The sequence below is a fragment of the Bacillus cereus group sp. MG4 genome (genome assembly GCF_040460055.1).
GTDB lineage: Bacteria > Bacillota > Bacilli > Bacillales > Bacillaceae_G > Bacillus_A > Bacillus_A wiedmannii.
Map to the genome: position 1 here is coordinate 2013215 of NZ_JARVGZ010000001.1, position 17957 is coordinate 2031171.

The window sequence follows — 17957 nt, forward strand, 5'->3', positions numbered from 1 at the left end:
CCTACTCAGAAAGTGAGATATTAAAAGTTTGTGCCTCTTTTACAACATCTTGCGTTTCTGTATCTGCTGCGACTACATTATCTGTTGTAAACTTAATATCCTTTACCTTTTCTTTTCCATCATCAAGTATTAAGCCGATAATACCATCTCTTGTTTCACCAGGCTTATAGTCTTCCCTTGATACATTTTTTGTACCAACGAGCGTATCTTCATCATATAAAAAGTTTTGAGTTGCTACTTTAAAATGTTGCTTATCATTAATCGTAACATCATTCATAGAGAAAAATTGCATATTTTTATTCCCGCTATTTTCCACCTTATATGTAATTTCAACGTAACGAATCGTATCACTAATCTCTGTACCACTTATCGATGCATATAACTCCGCATCTTCTTGACTTACTTTATCTCCTAATCTACGCTTTACTTCTTCAGGAGTTAATGCCGTAAATACTTTTAATGCATTTTTTGCATCTTTACTCATCTGCGATAAAGAGATTACTTTTACATCTTGTATGTGAATTTTCATTGGTGCTACTTCAAATGTTTGATTTACAGATTGAATCTGTTCTAACTTAAAAGTACCCCACCCTGTTTCTTTCACTTTTTGTCCTACTTTTATCAGCTCACGCCCGCCATATTCTTTTGTTTCAGGAATAGATTCTTTCTTCTTCGGTTCAACTTTCTTTTCTTCTTGATGGAAGCAACCACTTAACATAAGAAGAAAACTACATAAAACAAAAATATTTTTCCATGCTTTCATCATATAATTTCTCCTAACACTATCATTCATTAATATAAATTAGTCCTTTGCTTTGTAGACTATAGAAACAATGAGAAGTCCACAAAACGAACTTGTCAGTCCAGATACTATTATACCTCCTATTTGGAAAATATGAAAATAGGGATCTACAAACGCGTGAACGATAAATACTAGAGCTGCGACAATGATTGCCGAAACCCAATACTTCCTTTTTTCTGAATCTATCATAATATCTTTCCCTGTTTCATCTTTATACTTCCATAATACGTATAATAGTAATAAGAAACCAACACATGTACTCCCGTGTTGCATATATTTATACACCGGGATACTATGTAATTCCCTTTGTAACAATGGTATTTCCATAACGAAGTAGCCTGTCTTATGAGTAAACGCATCCCAAACGACATGCGTGAGCATACCGAATAAAGCAGAATAGCAAAATACAAAGAAATCCTTCCATGTATGAAGCCCCCACCTCTCATCTACTGCATATGCAAAATAGCCAGCAAACGGTTTAGGTAAATGTGTTATAAACGTATTTTTTAAAATGTAATGATACATATATGCGAACAGAAATACAAGTGGTAAATTTAAATATAAGAATCCAAGCCATGTATGTCCAATAACACCATACGGTCTAAAGTATAAAAAATATTCAAAATCAGGCGCCATACTCCCTAATATAAGAGCCGTTACTGAAATATATTGAGAACGCTTTTTCACAAAAGGAAGAATTGCTGCTGGATGCGCAAATGTAAACGGCATGTTTAACTCCTTTTCATATCTTCAATAGAATACCATCTATCATAACGAGAGAATTGATCTTGATGCAATATTTATTTTCACATTGGAATATGATAGTTTACATGTTATAATCCACATAAAATATTCAGAAAATAAGGAGAGGTTCGCGTGTCATTAACACTTGCCTTTTTTCTGTGAAAGCACTTAAAAATTATAAAATATATGCCTGCTCTCGTTGGTTTTATAAGCGTTCTTTTTATTTTCATATGGAAGAGAATGTCTTTAGGCTGGGAAGGTATTGGCTTTGGCGCACTTCAATATACAATACTATTTGCAAGTTGTCTTACCCTTGTATTTGCTGCTTTTTTAGAATCAAAATCCGTTATGAATTGAGGTTTATATATTGATTGACGTACCCTTTTTAAAAAATGTCACATTAAAAAAAGAAAATATCCCTAGTTTTTCCGCATATCCTTACTGTCTACCCGCTATCCGAACTTTACAATCACTTGCCTTCCATCCAAATGTAACATTCATTATTGGAGAAAACGGAACGGGAAAATCAACATTACTCGAAGCAATTGCAATCGCTTTAGGATTTAATGCAGAAGGTGGAACGAAGAATTTCCGCTTTAGCACAAACGATTCACATTCATCTTTATATGAATACCTTCGAATTTCTAAAAGTTTCAATACACCAAACGACGGTTTCTTTCTTCGTGCTGAATCATTTTATAACGTTGCTTCTTATATTGATGAGATGGATGCTGATCTAGAAGCACGCGGGAATCCAGTTATTGACTCATATGGTGGTATCTCACTACACAAACAATCACACGGCGAATCATTCTTTTCCTTATTTATGAACCGTTTTTCAGGACAAGGTTTATACATTTTAGATGAGCCTGAGGCCGCTCTATCACCAATGAGGCAACTTTCCATGCTTATTCGAATGCACGAACTAGCGGAACAAGGTTCACAATTTGTTATCGCGACGCACTCTCCTATTTTAATGGCTTATCCTGAATCCACTATATATTCTTTAACACAAGAAGGGATTCATGAATCCACATTAGAAGAAACCGAGCATTACCAAACGACAAAACTTTTCTTTGAAAATCGTGATCGATTATTTCATCATTTATTTGATTCTTAATAAAAAAGAAGCAGCGATTGCTGCTTCTTTTTTATAGTGCTTCTATAAATAATGCTACCCCAATACCGCCACCGACGCATAGAGAGGCAATTCCTTTTTCTAAACCGCGTCTCTTCAATTCATGAATTAAACTTACAGTAATACGAGCTCCTGTACAACCGATTGGATGTCCAAGTCCTACACCGCTACCGTTTACATTCACTTTTTCACGGTCTAAACCTAATTCTTTCTCTACAGCTAAGTATTGAGCCGCGAAAGCTTCATTAATTTCCAGTAAATCAGCATCTTCTAATGACCAATCTACTTTTTCTAACCCTTTACGAATTGCTGGTGCTGGTCCAATACCCATAATTTTCGGATCTACTCCAGCTACTGAATATCCAACAATTCTAGCTAACGGTTGTAAGCCTTTTTCTTTCGCTTTTTCTTCGCTCATTAATACTAGAACCGCACTTCCATCATTAAGGCCAGATGCATTCCCTGCCGTTACAGATCCATCTTTACGGAAAGCTGGTTTTAACCCTGCTAATTTTTCCGCTGTAATATCTGTACGTGGATGTTCATCCTTCGAAAATACTATTTCTTTTCTACGTTCTTTTATCGTAATAGGAACAATTTGCTCATCAAAATATCCAGACTCGATTGCTTGCAGTGCCAATGTATGACTACGAAGCGCAACTTCATCTTGTTCCTCTCTTGTAATTTCATATTGGTCAACTAAATTTTCAGCCGTTTCACCCATCATAATATGGTGAATCGGATCTTCTAGTACTTCCCACACCGTATCACGAATTTCTCCGTGCTGTAGACGTTGTCCCCAGCGGTGCTGTTTTAATGCATAAGGGCTTGAGCTCATTGCTTCAACTCCACCTGCAATTACAACATCACTTACACCTAATTGAATTTGCATTGCAGCTGACATAATTGCTTGCATACCTGAAGAACATTGACGTTGGATTGTATAACCCGTAACTGTGTCAGGAAATCCTGCCGCTAATGCAGCTGTTCTTGCAGTATTTGCTTCATCAGTTCTTTGAATACAATGACCTAAAATTACTTCATCAACTTCGTGTGGTTCTACCCCGCCTCGTTTTACAGCTTCCTGAAGTACAGGAACCGCTAATTCTACTGGCGTTACATTTTTTAGCGCTCCTCCAAAAGTTCCAATTGGCGAACGAACTGCAGCTGTAATAACAACATTATGCATTTTGCACTTGCCCCTCTCTTATGTACCCTAGTCAGTTTTTAGGTGAAATTCCATAAGATGTATGTCTACATCTATCATACTATAAACATACTAAAAAATCAAAATATTTAATATAATAAAAATAGAAGGAATTAACCTTCTATTCTGTTAATGCATATAAAAATTTTTGTAAAATTTTCTCTGTCGTTTCATTCAATTTTGGTAACTTATCTACCGGAAAATATTGAAGCTTCAATCCCTCATGATCAAGCCTTAATTCTCCACTCACATGATGCCCCTGATACAGATGAATAACATTAAAAATTTCATCCCCATTAGGATAACGGAAATACACTTCCTTTCCTGATAAGACACCTAGAAATTGCATGATTTTTGCAGTTAATCCCGTCTCCTCGAATAATTCTCGGCGAGCAGTTTCTTCCGTCGTTTCTCCTAGTTCCATCGCGCCGCCAGGTACACCCCAATCATATGTATCTGACCGATATTGAAGCAATACTTCTTGATTATCATTTAGTATAATTATTGCTGATCCAACAAGAATAAGTGGTCTTGTCCCAACGACTTTGCGTAACTCTTCAATATACCCCAATATGTAAACTCTCCTTTCCTCACCCTTCCTTATCATAACAAAATTTTTCTCCTTTTGTTGATGTAATTTCAAAGAAAAAAAAGGAAGCTTTCACTTCCTTTTTTCCAATTTTATTTCTTAAAACTTTCATATTTTACAGCTTCAAAAGCTTCTTCAATTTCATCATTACGATAATGAACGTATGTAAAACGCCCTAATTCTACTAATCTTGCTATTTCTTGTAACGCTTTATGTTGCTCATATGTTTCCTCCAGCTTAATATGTACATAAAACTTCATTAATGGATGTTCATATAAAGGTTCTCCCACCTCTACATATACATCTTCAACCCCTTGTACAACTCTTACATAACTCGCAAATTGATAAAGTGCTTCTCTGTCTGAAACGATTTTTAATGTATACATATATTCTCCCCCTTTTCTTTACTATATCAAAAAGATGACCACACCATGTTATAGAACTATGAAATTTTTTCGACTTGTAATAAACAAGGCTTTTATCCATACATAGGGTCTTTTCCCAACATATATTATAGAAAGAATTTTTTCAGTTGAGGTGTTCCTTATGGATCCATACGTCAATATATGTATTTGCATTACTCCAGGCGCCGATATTTCTGATGACCGTATCGCAAAAGATTTAGCAGTTGCAGAATCAATTTGGTACCCCATTACATTTCAAATTAAAGACGTAATCATTTTAAATGAACTTTTTCGTTTTTCTGACCGTGAAATTAGTTATAAAAATTCTATTCAAAGTCAGGAAAAATTAGCATCCTTTTTCCAAACATGTGTAAATGAAGCTCCTGAATGCGACCTTTACATTTGTTATATTGGCAGTGATTATTTCAAAGAAACAGCCGTAATTGCCTGCGCTTACTCTTTAGCCAAACAACAGCAACTTACTGGTTATATCGTTTTAACAAATTCGGCTGCTCCCATGAAAAATATATATACGCTCGCTCACGAAGTCGGTCATATTTTATTTACAAGACGTGTTCATGGAAAGCTTACTCACGCAGATCCTCATTCCCCAACTGGCTCGGAGCACCATCCTTCTCCAACAAATCTTATGTACCCTATCGTACCTCGTCCTGAAAACGTCCATATTCATTCCTTATTAACAAACGAACAAAAAGAGCTCTCTTTACAAAGCTCTTTATTACAAAGAAAAAAACAGTAACTGTCATGTTACTGTTTAAAACAATTTATTCCAATTAACAAACGATATACCGGCTGCAAAGGATACACTATACACCTAAACCAAATCCCTCTAAAAATCAAAATATAGTATTTCTTTGGAAATAATTTTTTGTATATCCAGAGCAGCCACTCTCCTATTAATTTTAAAAGATACATTCAGACTTATCCCCTAATAAAATATTAAAATAGTCATCATGTATTTTTTCCTGAAAACAGTATAGTTGATCCTAGAAATCAAATCCCTCATATACATATAAATAACTGTCCCTCTTGTTTATTCGTATACTTCTTTTTTTTCTAATTTTATATGAATTTTTAAAAGCATATAAATAACAATGAAAAGAATTATTTGTTGTACATACATTCCAATAATACTCGATAGATCTATCATTACAAATACATATTCTAATACAATTGGAACTAGTAAATACGACAAAGTAAACCAACCACCAAATTTTATATTTGTAACAGCCGCTAAAAGAACTACTATACCAACCAGAATGAAGCTTTCTGTACTAGTAAACTTAATAAATGTTGTACCATAAAACTTATTTAATAATGCAATACTAAAAATTAATAAAAACCATATCGCACCGCTTATATACATAATTAAAAATTCAGTTCTTTTACGCTTAAATGATGCTGTTCTCATCCCCCATATTAATACAGTAATTCCTGCAAAAATCATAATCGGATAGCCAATTAACTCAATTAAAGAATAAGACAAACGATGGTCGGCTGCACTAAAGAATACGCTCTTCATCATCGTGAAAGCCAATAAATTTACAATAAAGTAAAGTAATAATTTATAATTACCTTTTCTATCTATATCCATCTCTTTCGCAAGTTGATTAGCATATTCTTTTGGAGCATGACCGAATATATCACTCACCGTCTTACCTTTCTTCTCACCTTCTATTAGGTGTAGTTCCGCATCTTCTATAAAGGAAATAATATCAGTTTCTCTAATGCCCTTGATTCGTAAATAGCCTTGGGTATCATCTAAAAATTTTTGTCCTTCATTCGATAACACTTTTATCCCTCCCTTATTTAACCACTTCTCTTCTATTCGTCTTCATCATAATTTCAAGGAAAATTAAAATAAACAAACTTTCGTATAAACATATAATTTGAAATAGCATTGGCACGAGGTCTTCCGATGTAAATGTTTTAAACATTAACATAATAGAAAGTGGAATAATTAAATATAAGTTTTTAAACCACCCTTCAAAATATATATTTATCGCTACTGCGATGACAAATATACCTCCAGCTAATATATAGCTTTGCGTTTGAGTGAATATAAACATTTTTGTAGGATAGATCACATCTAATATCGTTACAGCCCCTATTAGAAACATTGGTACGCTCATAACTAAAGCCCACATAGAAAACCACGTTTTTGTAAAACTTGTTACGAAGGTCATTTTGCGAAGTAGAAAATTAGGACCCATTACAGCTACAATCAATGTAAAGCTATAGCCAATGCACTGAATAAGTGACATCTGTAATAATCCGTTATTCACTATTAGGATAGAAGCAATAATCCAAAACGATAAGATATTCATTACTGTAAAACCAATTTGCTTCCACGTTTCCTGTCTATCCTTTTCCATTACTTTTACAAGTTCATTTGCATATTCTTTCGGTGAGCTTCCGAAAATATCTTCTACACTTTTCCCATCACTCTCACCCTCGATTAAATGAAGTTCTGCATCTTCTATAAAATTTTCAATATCGCTTTCTTTCACATCCTTTGCCACTAAAAATAATCTCATATCTAATAAAAACTTTCGTGCTTCACTTGATAGCATTATTTTTTTCTCCCCTTCCCCTCAAGTAGACGCTCTACACTACTTTGCATCGCTTCCCAGCGATCCATAAATTCATGAAGTGCTTCCTCGCCTTTTTCTGTTAATGTATAATATTTTCGCTTTGGGCCAGATGGAGATTCCTTCATTACACTTGTTATTAATCCTTCCTTTTGCATTCGTATTAATAACGGATAAATACTTCCCTCACTCGCCATTGTAAAGCCATACTTCGCTAGCTTTTCACTCATTTCATAACCGTATATTTCACCTTCAGAAATAATAGCAAGTAAGCATCCTTCTAAAATCCCTTTCAGCATTTGACTTGTCGACATAACTCAAATCCTCCCACTATCTTGTTTTACAAGATAGACAAGCGTAAGTATCTTGCTTTACAAAATAGTATAGCAGGAACTATTTTGCAAAACAAGATAGCTAACAATATTTTTCCAAATCTTTGCAGGATTTTTATTATCAACTCTCTAAATAGAGCAATATGAGAACTTTATTACGAAGGGATGTTTTTCACCATGGTTACAAATCGAGTTGTCTTTTTAACAGGTGCTGCAAGCGGTATTGGTTATGAAATGGGAAACGCTTTTGCAAAAGAAGGTGCAAAAGTTGTCATTACCGATCGTCTTGAAGAACGTGCAAAAGAAGCTGCTGAACAATTACAAAAAGAAGGCTATCAAGCTATCGGTTTAAAATGTGATGTTACATCTGAAGAAGAAATTACAGCTGCAATTTCTCAAACAGTTAATCATTTCGGTTCATTACATATATTAATTAACAACGCAGGAATGCAGCACGTTTCACCAATTGAAGATTTTCCAACCGAAAAGTTCGAACTACTTATTAAAATTATGCAAATCGCTCCTTTTATCGCAATTAAGCATGCCTTCCCGATCATGAAAAAACAAAAGTATGGCCGAATTATTAATGTCGCTTCCATTAATGGCCTCGTTGGATTTGCAGGAAAATCCGCCTACAATAGCGCGAAGCATGGCGTAATCGGATTAACAAAAGTTGCCGCTTTAGAAGGCGCTACTCACGGAATTACCGTTAATGCGCTTTGTCCTGGTTATGTCGATACCCCACTTGTACGTAATCAACTACAAGATTTAGCTACTACACGAAATGTACCACTTGAAAATGTTTTAGAAGATGTTATTTATCCACTTGTACCACAAAAACGCTTATTGCAAGTACAAGAAATCTCTGATTATGCTATGTTTTTAGCAAGTGAAAAAGCAAGAGGTATAACTGGTCAAGCAGTTGTTATCGATGGTGGCTATACTGCTCAATAAAAATAAAGTTTGCTCACGAAGAGCAAACTTTATTTTACTTTCTATCGCGAGGACCTTCCTACTTTAGTAATTGTTTAGGAAGTTTCTCGATTGCAACAATTACCCCATCTAATTTACTTTCAATACGATGGAGTAAATATAATGTTACAACAATCGGAAACCCTACATTACCTATCATCCTGATCCACTCTTCCATCTTTTCCGCCTCCTTCCACTATATAAATAAGAGAAAAGAAAACATTTAGGCATAAAGTGAAACTTTAATCAGTGGGGGTTTTCTTCATCCCCCACTGATTATTAGTTGAACCAATCGGGCTTTTACGGGATAAAAAAAACAGGCTATTATGTATTAGCTTGTCTTTCAAATAACGATGCAATTTCCCGTTTATAATCTCTGTGTATGATGCCTTTTTCAGTAATAATACCTGTAATTAATTCATTCGGTGTTACGTCAAATGCAGGATTATAAACATCAGTACCAATTGGCGCCACTTGTTTTCCAAAAATTTTCGTAACTTCGGTTTCATCTCTTTCTTCAATAACAATTTCTGTACCTGTTTGTTTCGTAATATCAAACGTAGATAACGGAGCTGCAACGTAAAATGGAATATCGAAATACTTTGCTAATATAGCTAAATTCATTGTTCCGATTTTATTTGCTGTATCTCCATTTGCGACAATTCGGTCCGCTCCTACAATAATCGCGTTTATTTCTTTCGTTTGAATAGCATGCGCTGCCGTATTATCTGTAATAAGTGTTACATCAATATTTGCCTGTTTTAATTCCCAGGTCGTTAAACGCCCGCCTTGTAAAACCGGTCTCGTTTCACACGCATACGCATGTAAACGTACACCTTTTTCTTTCCCAATATAAAACGGTGCTAATGCAGTACCATATCTAGCAGTTGCAATACTTCCAGCGTTACAAATTGTTAAAATGTTATCACCGTCTTTAAAGCATGTTAATGCATGTTCTCCAATACTCCGGCATACCGCTTCATCTTCTTGCTGAATGAGAAGCGCTTCTTCTTCTAATTTTTTTTGTGCTTCTTTTATTGTAGTAATTTCTCGAATGGATTCTCTCATACGATCGATTGCCCAAAATAAATTGACTGCTGTCGGGCGTGACGTTCCTAAATAATTACAATCTCTATTAAACTTCTTTTGAAATTCTTCCTTATGTACAGTATTATATTTTTTTGATGCAAGTGCCAAGCCAAATGCAGCTACAATTCCAATTGCAGGTGCTCCTCGTACTTCTAGCATGACAATACTTTTCCATACCTCTTCAATCGTCGTTAATGTTTTGTATTCTGTACTATGCGGCAACTTTGTTTGATTTAATACTGCAATGGCATCACCTTTCCAACTGACAGATCTCGGAACAGTAACAATTGTACTCATGCTTTTATCCCTCCAAAAACTGTCTGTTGAAATAATGTTCGGAACAGCTGAATATCAGCGCTCTTAGATTCATATTTTATTAGTTCTTTACCTAAGGATAACGCTTGTTTCTTAGCTTGAATTCTCGTTTCTTTATTTGCTATTCCATCTAAATCAGCTACATGCGCTAAGCCAATTGTTCTACGGATAAGCTCACATCCGGCAAATCCAACGGCATCCGTAAAAATATTTTGCAAAATAATTGGCAACCATTGTTTCTCTTTCGTATATGCTTCTACACCTTCTCCAATCCATAACTTCGTAAAAGCTTCTACAAAATAACTCCATGTTTTCTCAATATGGAAAAATAGCACACTTCTTTTTTTCTCTTCACGGGATAGTGCATTTAATAATAAATTTGCAATAAATTGGCCAAGATCAAATCCAAATGGACCATATGTTGCAAATTCGGGATCAATTACTTTCGTTTCAGCAGGTGATGAAAAAATACTACCAGTATGTAAATCACCATGAATAAGCGCTTCTTTTCTCGTTAAGAACTTATATTTATACTGTGCTACTTTTAATTTTAAATTTTTGTCACTCCACAGTTCATCCACCGCTAGTTGTAACTCTGATTCATAATCATTCGTATCATAATGACTAAACGGATCTGTAAACACTAAATCTTCCGTGATTTTACTAAGATCTGGGTTTACAAATGCACCTTCTAGTACCCTTTTCTCTTCTGATTGTAAACCGAAATCTGAAGTATAGAACAACACATGTGCTAGAAAACGACCAATATGTTGGGATAAAAGTGGGTACTCCTCTCCATCTATTAATCCTTTTCTTGTAATTGTTAGCCTCGATAAGTCTTCTATGACCGTTACTGCTAACTCTTCATCATGACTGTACACTACCGGCACATATTCCGGCACATACTTCGCAAAAATTTGTAATGCTTTACTTTCAATCGTCGCTCTTTTTATAGACAGTGGCCAGCTCTCACCAACTACTTTCGCATATGGCAGTGCTTGTTTTATTATAATAGACTTCTCTCCATCATCTAATTTGAACACGTAATTTAAATTTCCATCTCCAATTTCATGACAAACTACATTTGCTTTCTTTTCAAAATAACCATGTTCTTTCGCATATTGTATAGCTGTCGTTTCAGTTAATGAATAATATCCCATCGTCTTCTCCCCCTTTTTTAATTCAGAGGTTTTTCTGACGTAGAAAAACCTCTTTCCACAAAGAAAGAGGTTTGAAGTTTATCTTCTCCCCTCTTATCTGCCAGAAAGGTTTACTTTCTGCTGGAATTAGCACCGTGCCTTTTGGCGTAAATAAACGCCCCATTTCACAATGGTATTACGGTCGGTTGCTGGGCTTCATCGGGCCAAATCCCTCCACCTGCTCTTGATAAGAGTTGTATAATTTTTCGAATTTTTAACTTTATGTTGAAGACTATACCAAGAATAAAAATCACTTGTCAACATTTTATTTGTATAATTCTGGACGACGATCTGCAAAAACTGGAATTCCTTTGCGTACTTCTTTAATTTTCTCAAAATGAAGCTCTCCAAATAAAATTGATTCTTCTTCATTCGCTTCTACAACAACTTCGCCCCAAGGATCGACAATTAAAGAATGACCGGCAAACTCATTATTCGGATCCTTTCCTGCCCTATTACACGCAACAACATAACACTGATTTTCAACTGCTCTTGCTTGCAATAACAAACGCCAATGTGCTAAACGAACCAATGGCCATTCTGCTACAACAAATAAAACTTTTGCACCTTTAGCAGTATGAACGCGCATCCACTCTGGAAAACGAATATCATAACAAATTGTGCCGGCGCACTCTACATCATCTAGCTTAAATTCACCTGTACTATTTCCAGCGATTAAATATTTATGTTCATCCATAAGCTGAAATAAGTGCACTTTACTATATTCATTAATTAGTTCTCCTTTATTAGTTACAACATACATTGTATTTGTAACACCTTGCTCCGTTTGCTTCGCTATAGACCCACCGACAATATGTACACCATATTGCTTCGACCATTCTTTCAGCTTTTCTTTCGTTTGCAATCCATCCCTATCTGCAATTTCAGTAAGCCTCGTTAAATCATATCCCGTTGTCCATAGTTCTGGTAAGACAATAACATCTGCTCTTTCCTTCATCGCTTCGCTTATTTTATTTTTAGCATTCTCAATATTTTTTTCTACATCTCCAAAGACAATATCCATTTGAATACATGCGACTTTCATTTTGTCAGCCCCATTCTTAATTTTTTCTTTACAAAATACTGGAAAGATTATATCATTTGTCACTAGAATTGTAACAACTTTCAAAAGAGGTGGAAAGTATGAAATTATTTCAACCTTCTGAGATAGTAACATCATTGCCAACACAATTTTTCGCTTCACTTGTTGCAAAAGTTAACAAAGTCGTTGCAGCTGGTCACGATGTTATTAATCTAGGTCAAGGTAATCCAGATCAACCAACACCGCAGCATATCGTAAAAGCTTTACAAGATGCTGCTGAAAAGACCATTCATCATAAATATCCGCCATTTCGCGGACACGAAAGTTTAAAAGAAGCCGTGGCAACATTCTATCAACGCGAATATGATGTAGTAGTAAATCCAAAAACAGAAGTTGCTATTTTGTTTGGCGGAAAAGCTGGATTAGTAGAATTACCAGTTTGTTTTACAAACCCTGGTGATACTATTCTCGTTCCAGATCCAGGCTATCCAGATTATTTATCAGGAGTTGCTTTAGCAAAAGCACAATTTAAAACAATGCCGCTTATTGCAGAAAATAATTTTTTACCAGATTATACGAAAATCGATGATTCTATTGCCGAGCGTGCAAAATTAATGTTTTTAAACTATCCAAATAATCCTACCGGTGCTACTGCATCAAAAGATTTCTTTGATGAAACCATTCATTTTGCTAATGAACATAATATATTAGTCGTTCATGATTTTGCTTACGGTGCTATTGGATTCGATGGTCAAAAACCTGTTAGTTTCTTGCAAGCAGACGGTGCTAAAGATACAGGTATTGAAATTTACACTCTATCGAAAACTTTCAATATGGCTGGATGGCGCATCGCTTTTGCTGTGGGGAATGAAAGTGTGATTGAGACAATTAACTTATTACAAGATCATATGTATGTTAGTATTTTTGGTGCAGTTCAAGATGCTGCCCGCGAAGCACTATTAAGTTCACAGTCTTGCGTAATAGACCTTGTAAATAGTTACGAATCTCGAAGAAACGCTCTTGTTTCAGCTTGTCACTCAATTGGTTGGAATGTAGACATTCCAACAGGCTCATTCTTTGCATGGCTTCCTGTTCCGAAAGGATATACATCTGAGCAATTTTCTAATATTTTACTAGAAAAAGCACACGTTGCAGTTGCTCCTGGTGTTGGATTTGGTGAACATGGCGAAGGATATGTCCGTGTTGGTCTCTTGCATACAGAAGATAGATTACGAGAAGCCATTACTCGAATTGATAAATTAAATTTTTTCAAAAAGTAATTGACAACATGAAAAATATCTGACAAAATTCAGTTATCTTAAAAATTTAAACATTTCTAAATACTTCTTATCAAGAGCAGGTGGAGGGACGAGCCCGACGAAACCCGGCAACCGATCTACAATTGTAGACACGGTGCTAATTCTCGCAGCATTATGCTGACAGATAAGGAGCTGGTTGTAAAAAAACCTCTCCTTAGCTGAGAGGTTTTTTTATTTAACTAGGAGGTTTTAACAATGAGCGGAATTATAGCAACGTATTTAATCCATGATGATTCACATAACTTAGAAAAAAAAGCCGAGCAAATTGCACTCGGTTTAACAATTGGCTCTTGGACTCATTTGCCACACTTATTGCAAGAACAATTAAAACAACATAAAGGCAACGTCATTCATGTTGAAGAACTAGCTGAACAAGAACATACCAATTCGTATTTACGTAAAAAAGTTAAACGCGGGATTATTAAAATCGAATATCCGTTATTAAACTTCAGTCCGGACTTACCAGCAATTTTAACAACTACATTCGGAAAGCTATCACTTGATGGCGAAGTGAAATTAATCGACCTAACATTTTCAGACGAGTTAAAACAATATTTCCCAGGTCCAAAATTCGGGATAGATGGTATTCGAAATCTGTTACAAGTTCATGAGCGTCCCCTTTTAATGAGTATTTTTAAAGGAATGATTGGGCGAAATATTGGGTATTTAAAAACGCAATTACGCGATCAAGCAATTGGTGGTGTAGATATAGTAAAAGATGATGAAATATTATTTGAGAATACATTAACACCACTTACGAAACGCATTGTATCTGGAAAAGAAGTTTTAGAATCCGTATATGAAACATACGGACATAAAACGTTATATGCCGTAAATTTAACAGGACGAACTTTTGATTTAAAAGAAAATGCGAAACGCGCAGTGCAAGCTGGGGCAGATATTCTATTATTTAATGTATTTGCTTACGGATTAGATGTACTACAATCACTTGCAGAAGATGATGAAATCCCAGTTCCTATTATGGCACACCCTGCTGTAAGTGGTGCTTATTCAGCATCCAAGTTATATGGAGTTTCCTCTCCATTATTACTAGGAAAGCTACTACGTTATGCTGGGGCTGACTTTTCATTATTCCCATCTCCATACGGAAGTGTTGCGCTAGAAAAAGAGGAGGCTCTTGCCATCTCAAAACATTTAACTGAAGACGATGCATTTTTCAAGAAGAGTTTTTCTGTTCCGTCTGCTGGTATTCACCCTGGTTTCGTTCCCTTTATTCTACGAGATTTCGGTAAAGATGTTGTTATTAATGCTGGCGGCGGGATACATGGGCATCCAAGTGGGGCGCAAGGGGGCGGTAAAGCTTTCCGTACTGCAATTAATGCTACTTTGCAAAATACACCACTCCATGAAGTAGATGACATAAATTTGCATAGTGCACTACAAATATGGGGAAATCCCTCTCATGGGGTGAAATTATGAGTATTCAAGTATTTTGTGATTTCGATGGCACGATTACAAATAATGATAACATTATGTCCATTATGGAAAAATTCGCACCACCAGAAGCCGAAGAAGTAAAGAATAGAATTTTATCACAAGAGCTATCTATTCAAGAAGGTGTTTCTCAATTATTTCAATTAATACCTACTAGTCTACACGATGATATGATTCAATTTTTAATAGAAACTGCTGAAATCCGTAGTGGTTTTCAGGAATTTATACAATTTGTAAATGAAAATAACATTTCTTTTTACGTTATATCAGGTGGAATGGATTTCTTCGTCTATCCACTCTTACAAGGAATCATTCCAAAAGAGCAAATTTACTGTAATGAAACAGACTTTTCAAGTGAATTCATTACAGTTAAGTGGCCTCATCCTTGTGATCATCATTGTCAAAATCATTGCGGATTATGCAAATCATCTTTAATCCGTAAATTAAGTGATACGAATGACTTCCATATTGTGATTGGAGATTCAATTACTGATTTACAAGCTGCGAAACAAGCAGATAAAGTATTTGCCCGTGACTTCCTTATTACAAAGTGTGAAGAGAATCATATCGCCTATACACCTTTTGAAACATTTTACGATGTTCAAGCTGCATTAAAACATTTGTTGGAGGTGAAATCATGAAACAACTTTTTCGTCAATGGTATGACTTAAGCGAGATAAAAAAAGAATTAACAACACGAAATTGGTTTCCAGCAACGAGTGGTAATATTTCTATAAAGGTTAGTCATGAGCCACTTACTTTTCTTATTACAGCAAGCGGTAAAGATAAAACAAAAACAACTCCAGATGATTTTCTATTAGTAGATCATCTAGGGCTTCCCGTATTAGAGACTGAATTACGCCCTTCAGCAGAAACAATATTGCATACACATATTTATAACAATACGAATGCTGGGTGCGTACTTCATGTTCATACAACTGATAATAATGTCATCACAAATTTATATAGTGATGCAGTCACCCTTCAAAATCAAGAAATTATTAAAGCTCTCGATATTTGGGAAGAAGGTGCAACAATTCACATTCCTATTATCGAAAACCATGCCCATATCCCAACGCTTGGAGAAAACTTCCGAAAGCACATACAAGGAGATTCGGGAGCAGTATTAATTCGTAACCACGGTATTACCGTATGGGGCCGAGATAGCTTTGATGCAAAGAAAAGATTAGAAGCTTATGAGTTTTTATTCCAATTTCATATAAAACTATTATCAATTCAAGGAGGCGTTTCTAATGGCGCAAATTCGTATTCATGAAGTAAATACTCGCATAGAAAATGAAGTAGAAGTATCTAAATTTCTACAAGAGGAAGGCGTTTTATATGAGAAATGGAACATCTCTAAACTTCCTACTTATTTAAATGAAAATTATTCGTTAACAGATGAAAACAAGGCTGAAATATTAGCTGTGTTTTCAAAAGAAATCGCTGATGTTTCAGCGCGCCGAGGTTATAAAGCACATGATGTAATTTCGCTTTCAAATAGCACACCTAACCTTGACGAATTATTAATTAATTTCCAAAAAGAACACCATCATACCGATGATGAAGTTCGCTTTATTGTTAGTGGACATGGCATCTTTGCCATTGAAGGAAAAGATGGCAAATTCTTTGACGTTGAACTTGAGCCAGGCGATCTCATATCTGTTCCAGAAAATGCAAGACACTATTTTACCTTGCAAGATGATCGTCAAGTTGTAGCTATTCGTATTTTTGTTACAACTGAAGGCTGGGTTCCGATCTATTAAGGTAGTTAGTTGAATAAAAGGACTTGGATCCCCTTTTCCAACCTTTTATTCACTCTACATATATACATCCTCCTATGGAACAGGCTTATTTCAAAAAATGAAATAAGCCTGATTTTTTATGTACCTAACCATACGATTCCTTTCGTTCAAAAAAACAACCTCCCCCTTCTATTTTTTAAGTGTATTTCTGAACACTTTTTGAACATTTATTGAACTTTTTTTGAAATTTTTCTGAAAATTCTGTTTTACGTATGGTATACTACTATTAAATAAAAAGGAAAAGAATATCGCAAACAGAGGGGGATAATCATGAGTTTACTTATCGCACTTATACTAGGGGTTACGTGTGGAGCACTTCCTGTTATTCTAGGAGCTATTATGGAAGAGTTAGAAGTTGGTGTTTTAGGTTTTGTCGCATCTTGTGTAAGCGCTTTATTTTTTGGTTTATTCGGCGCTATTCCTGTTTCAATTCTGTGTGCATTTTATATAGTACGCCATGCTCGTGCAAAACAATTTGGTCCTAATCACATCGCGCAAGTTATTCCATTCCCAATTGAACGATGCCGCCGAGCTTCTAGCTTATAATTATAAAAATTAAATATACCTAAATAAATAAAAGTCCTCAAATGAGGACTTTTATTTATTTTCTTCTAGAAATTGAAACAATTCTTGTAAATGTAGGACATCTTCACTATAGCTAACAGATACGTGACATATACCGTCAATCTCTGCTTGCATATAAAGATCAACCCCATCTCGATCATATTTCAATGCCAAATAAAACTCCATTTCTTCTAACATCTTTTTTGAAGTTCGAATAACATAATGCCCCTTCTCATCTCTTCCATATTCGAATTCCGGCTCAAAATCATATTTTTGTTTAAAAGCTTCTTTTTGTTTTGCACTAATTTGTATACAAGTTGCTCGCTGAACAGTATCAATCATCTCATCAAATTTTTGAAGATCCATCTC

At 35.2% G+C, this 17957-nt stretch carries 22 protein-coding genes, 2 pseudogenes and 2 riboswitches; of the genes and pseudogenes, 10 read left to right on the plus strand and 14 right to left on the minus strand.

Annotated elements, in window-relative coordinates; translation table 11 throughout:
• Position 1: 1 nt before the first annotated feature.
• Both QCI41_RS10470 and QCI41_RS10475 read right to left on the minus strand, forming a co-directional pair.
• The gene (locus QCI41_RS10470; protein ID WP_000973878.1) at positions 2-766 is read right to left on the minus strand and encodes a CREC-EF hand family protein; all 765 of its coding nucleotides are present in this window, start codon (positions 764-766) and stop codon (positions 2-4) included.
• Positions 767-802: 36 nt separating this feature from the next.
• A complete protein-coding gene (locus tag QCI41_RS10475; RefSeq protein ID WP_353837513.1) occupies positions 803-1531 on the minus strand; it encodes a DUF4184 family protein in 729 nt (242 codons plus the stop codon).
• Positions 1532-1708: 177 nt separating this feature from the next.
• Here QCI41_RS10475 and QCI41_RS10480 point away from each other — a divergent pair.
• Together QCI41_RS10480 and QCI41_RS10485 are read left to right on the plus strand one after the other, a co-directional pair.
• Positions 1709-1903: pseudogene (locus QCI41_RS10480) on the plus strand (hypothetical protein); the annotation flags it as partial.
• Between the two features lie 10 nt (positions 1904-1913).
• A complete protein-coding gene (locus tag QCI41_RS10485) occupies positions 1914-2666 on the plus strand; it encodes an AAA family ATPase (RefSeq protein WP_000567981.1) in 753 nt (250 codons plus the stop codon).
• 31 nt (positions 2667-2697) lie between these two features.
• Here QCI41_RS10485 and QCI41_RS10490 read toward each other — a convergent pair whose 3' ends face one another.
• The 3 genes from QCI41_RS10490 to QCI41_RS10500 all read right to left on the minus strand — a co-directional run bounded on the left by QCI41_RS10490 (position 2698) and on the right by QCI41_RS10500 (position 4866).
• Positions 2698-3873, minus strand: a complete 1176-nt coding sequence (locus tag QCI41_RS10490; RefSeq protein WP_137052860.1) for an acetyl-CoA C-acetyltransferase — start codon at positions 3871-3873, stop codon at positions 2698-2700.
• A gap of 139 nt (positions 3874-4012) precedes the next feature.
• Positions 4013-4462 (minus strand): NUDIX hydrolase, encoded by a 450-nt coding sequence (locus QCI41_RS10495; RefSeq protein WP_000540530.1) that lies wholly within the window; start codon positions 4460-4462, stop codon positions 4013-4015.
• A gap of 110 nt (positions 4463-4572) precedes the next feature.
• A complete protein-coding gene (locus QCI41_RS10500) occupies positions 4573-4866 on the minus strand; it encodes a DUF3928 family protein (RefSeq protein WP_000288327.1) in 294 nt (97 codons plus the stop codon).
• A gap of 160 nt (positions 4867-5026) precedes the next feature.
• On the opposite strand from QCI41_RS10500, the gene QCI41_RS10505 reads away from it, so the two are divergent.
• A complete protein-coding gene (locus QCI41_RS10505; RefSeq protein ID WP_000371617.1) occupies positions 5027-5644 on the plus strand; it encodes a hypothetical protein in 618 nt (205 codons plus the stop codon).
• A 15-nt stretch (positions 5645-5659) separates the two neighbouring features.
• Here QCI41_RS10505 and QCI41_RS30670 read toward each other — a convergent pair.
• From QCI41_RS30670 to QCI41_RS10520, 4 genes and pseudogenes are all read right to left on the minus strand, one after another.
• A pseudogene (locus QCI41_RS30670) lies at positions 5660-5864 on the minus strand (DNA-binding protein).
• Positions 5865-5938: 74 nt separating this feature from the next.
• Positions 5939-6697: a DUF1129 domain-containing protein gene (locus QCI41_RS10510; protein WP_353837512.1), complete on the minus strand. Its 759-nt coding sequence runs from the start codon at positions 6695-6697 to the stop codon at positions 5939-5941.
• Positions 6698-6710: 13 nt separating this feature from the next.
• Positions 6711-7478, minus strand: coding sequence for a DUF1129 domain-containing protein (locus tag QCI41_RS10515; RefSeq protein ID WP_353837511.1), 768 nt, complete (start codon positions 7476-7478; stop codon positions 6711-6713).
• Positions 7478-7810 (minus strand): PadR family transcriptional regulator, encoded by a 333-nt coding sequence (locus QCI41_RS10520; protein ID WP_000107986.1) that lies wholly within the window; start codon positions 7808-7810, stop codon positions 7478-7480. Before QCI41_RS10520 ends, QCI41_RS10515 begins: the two co-directional genes overlap by 1 nt.
• Positions 7811-8005: 195 nt before the next feature.
• On the opposite strand from QCI41_RS10520, the gene QCI41_RS10525 reads away from it, so the two are divergent.
• The gene (locus QCI41_RS10525; protein WP_000258442.1) at positions 8006-8782 is read left to right on the plus strand and encodes a 3-hydroxybutyrate dehydrogenase; all 777 of its coding nucleotides are present in this window, start codon (positions 8006-8008) and stop codon (positions 8780-8782) included.
• A gap of 58 nt (positions 8783-8840) precedes the next feature.
• Here QCI41_RS10525 and QCI41_RS10530 read toward each other — a convergent pair whose 3' ends face one another.
• The 4 genes from QCI41_RS10530 to QCI41_RS10545 form a co-directional block, all read right to left on the minus strand.
• Positions 8841-8978: a YvrJ family protein gene (locus QCI41_RS10530; protein WP_000393342.1), complete on the minus strand. Its 138-nt coding sequence runs from the start codon at positions 8976-8978 to the stop codon at positions 8841-8843.
• A gap of 146 nt (positions 8979-9124) precedes the next feature.
• Positions 9125-10186 carry an S-methyl-5-thioribose-1-phosphate isomerase gene (mtnA, locus tag QCI41_RS10535; protein ID WP_000104619.1) on the minus strand — a complete coding sequence of 354 codons (1062 nt, stop codon included), beginning with the start codon at positions 10184-10186 and terminating at the stop codon, positions 9125-9127.
• Positions 10183-11364 carry an S-methyl-5-thioribose kinase gene (mtnK, locus tag QCI41_RS10540; RefSeq protein WP_353837510.1) on the minus strand — a complete coding sequence of 394 codons (1182 nt, stop codon included), beginning with the start codon at positions 11362-11364 and terminating at the stop codon, positions 10183-10185. Before mtnK ends, mtnA begins: the two co-directional genes overlap by 4 nt.
• A 90-nt stretch (positions 11365-11454) precedes the next feature.
• A riboswitch (SAM riboswitch) is annotated at positions 11455-11597 on the minus strand.
• A gap of 71 nt (positions 11598-11668) precedes the next feature.
• Positions 11669-12532, minus strand: a complete 864-nt coding sequence (locus QCI41_RS10545) for a carbon-nitrogen family hydrolase (protein WP_353838846.1) — start codon at positions 12530-12532, stop codon at positions 11669-11671.
• Between the two features lie 14 nt (positions 12533-12546).
• On the opposite strand from QCI41_RS10545, the gene QCI41_RS10550 reads away from it, so the two are divergent.
• From QCI41_RS10550 to QCI41_RS10575, 6 genes are all read left to right on the plus strand, one after another.
• A complete protein-coding gene (locus QCI41_RS10550; RefSeq protein ID WP_353837509.1) occupies positions 12547-13725 on the plus strand; it encodes a pyridoxal phosphate-dependent aminotransferase in 1179 nt (392 codons plus the stop codon).
• Positions 13726-13789: 64 nt separating this feature from the next.
• Positions 13790-13895: riboswitch (SAM riboswitch) on the plus strand.
• Between the two features lie 64 nt (positions 13896-13959).
• Positions 13960-15204 carry a 2,3-diketo-5-methylthiopentyl-1-phosphate enolase gene (mtnW, locus tag QCI41_RS10555; RefSeq protein WP_048562410.1) on the plus strand — a complete coding sequence of 415 codons (1245 nt, stop codon included), beginning with the start codon at positions 13960-13962 and terminating at the stop codon, positions 15202-15204.
• Positions 15201-15860, plus strand: a complete 660-nt coding sequence (locus QCI41_RS10560; RefSeq protein WP_353837508.1) for a 2-hydroxy-3-keto-5-methylthiopentenyl-1-phosphate phosphatase — start codon at positions 15201-15203, stop codon at positions 15858-15860. Before mtnW ends, QCI41_RS10560 begins: the two co-directional genes overlap by 4 nt.
• Positions 15857-16495 (plus strand): methylthioribulose 1-phosphate dehydratase, encoded by a 639-nt coding sequence (locus QCI41_RS10565; RefSeq protein ID WP_000811321.1) that lies wholly within the window; start codon positions 15857-15859, stop codon positions 16493-16495. Before QCI41_RS10560 ends, QCI41_RS10565 begins: the two co-directional genes overlap by 4 nt.
• On the plus strand, positions 16473-16985 hold the full coding sequence (locus QCI41_RS10570; RefSeq protein ID WP_000057324.1) for a 1,2-dihydroxy-3-keto-5-methylthiopentene dioxygenase: 513 nt from the start codon (positions 16473-16475) through the stop codon (positions 16983-16985). The genes QCI41_RS10565 and QCI41_RS10570 overlap by 23 nt, the downstream gene beginning before the upstream one ends.
• Positions 16986-17294: 309 nt before the next feature.
• Positions 17295-17570: a hypothetical protein gene (locus tag QCI41_RS10575; protein WP_000054671.1), complete on the plus strand. Its 276-nt coding sequence runs from the start codon at positions 17295-17297 to the stop codon at positions 17568-17570.
• A gap of 51 nt (positions 17571-17621) precedes the next feature.
• On the opposite strand, the gene QCI41_RS10580 is transcribed toward QCI41_RS10575, so the two are convergent.
• Entirely contained in the window at positions 17622-17954 is a 333-nt protein-coding gene (locus QCI41_RS10580) for a DUF3909 family protein (protein WP_097917829.1), read from the minus strand.
• Positions 17955-17957: the final 3 nt, after the last annotated feature.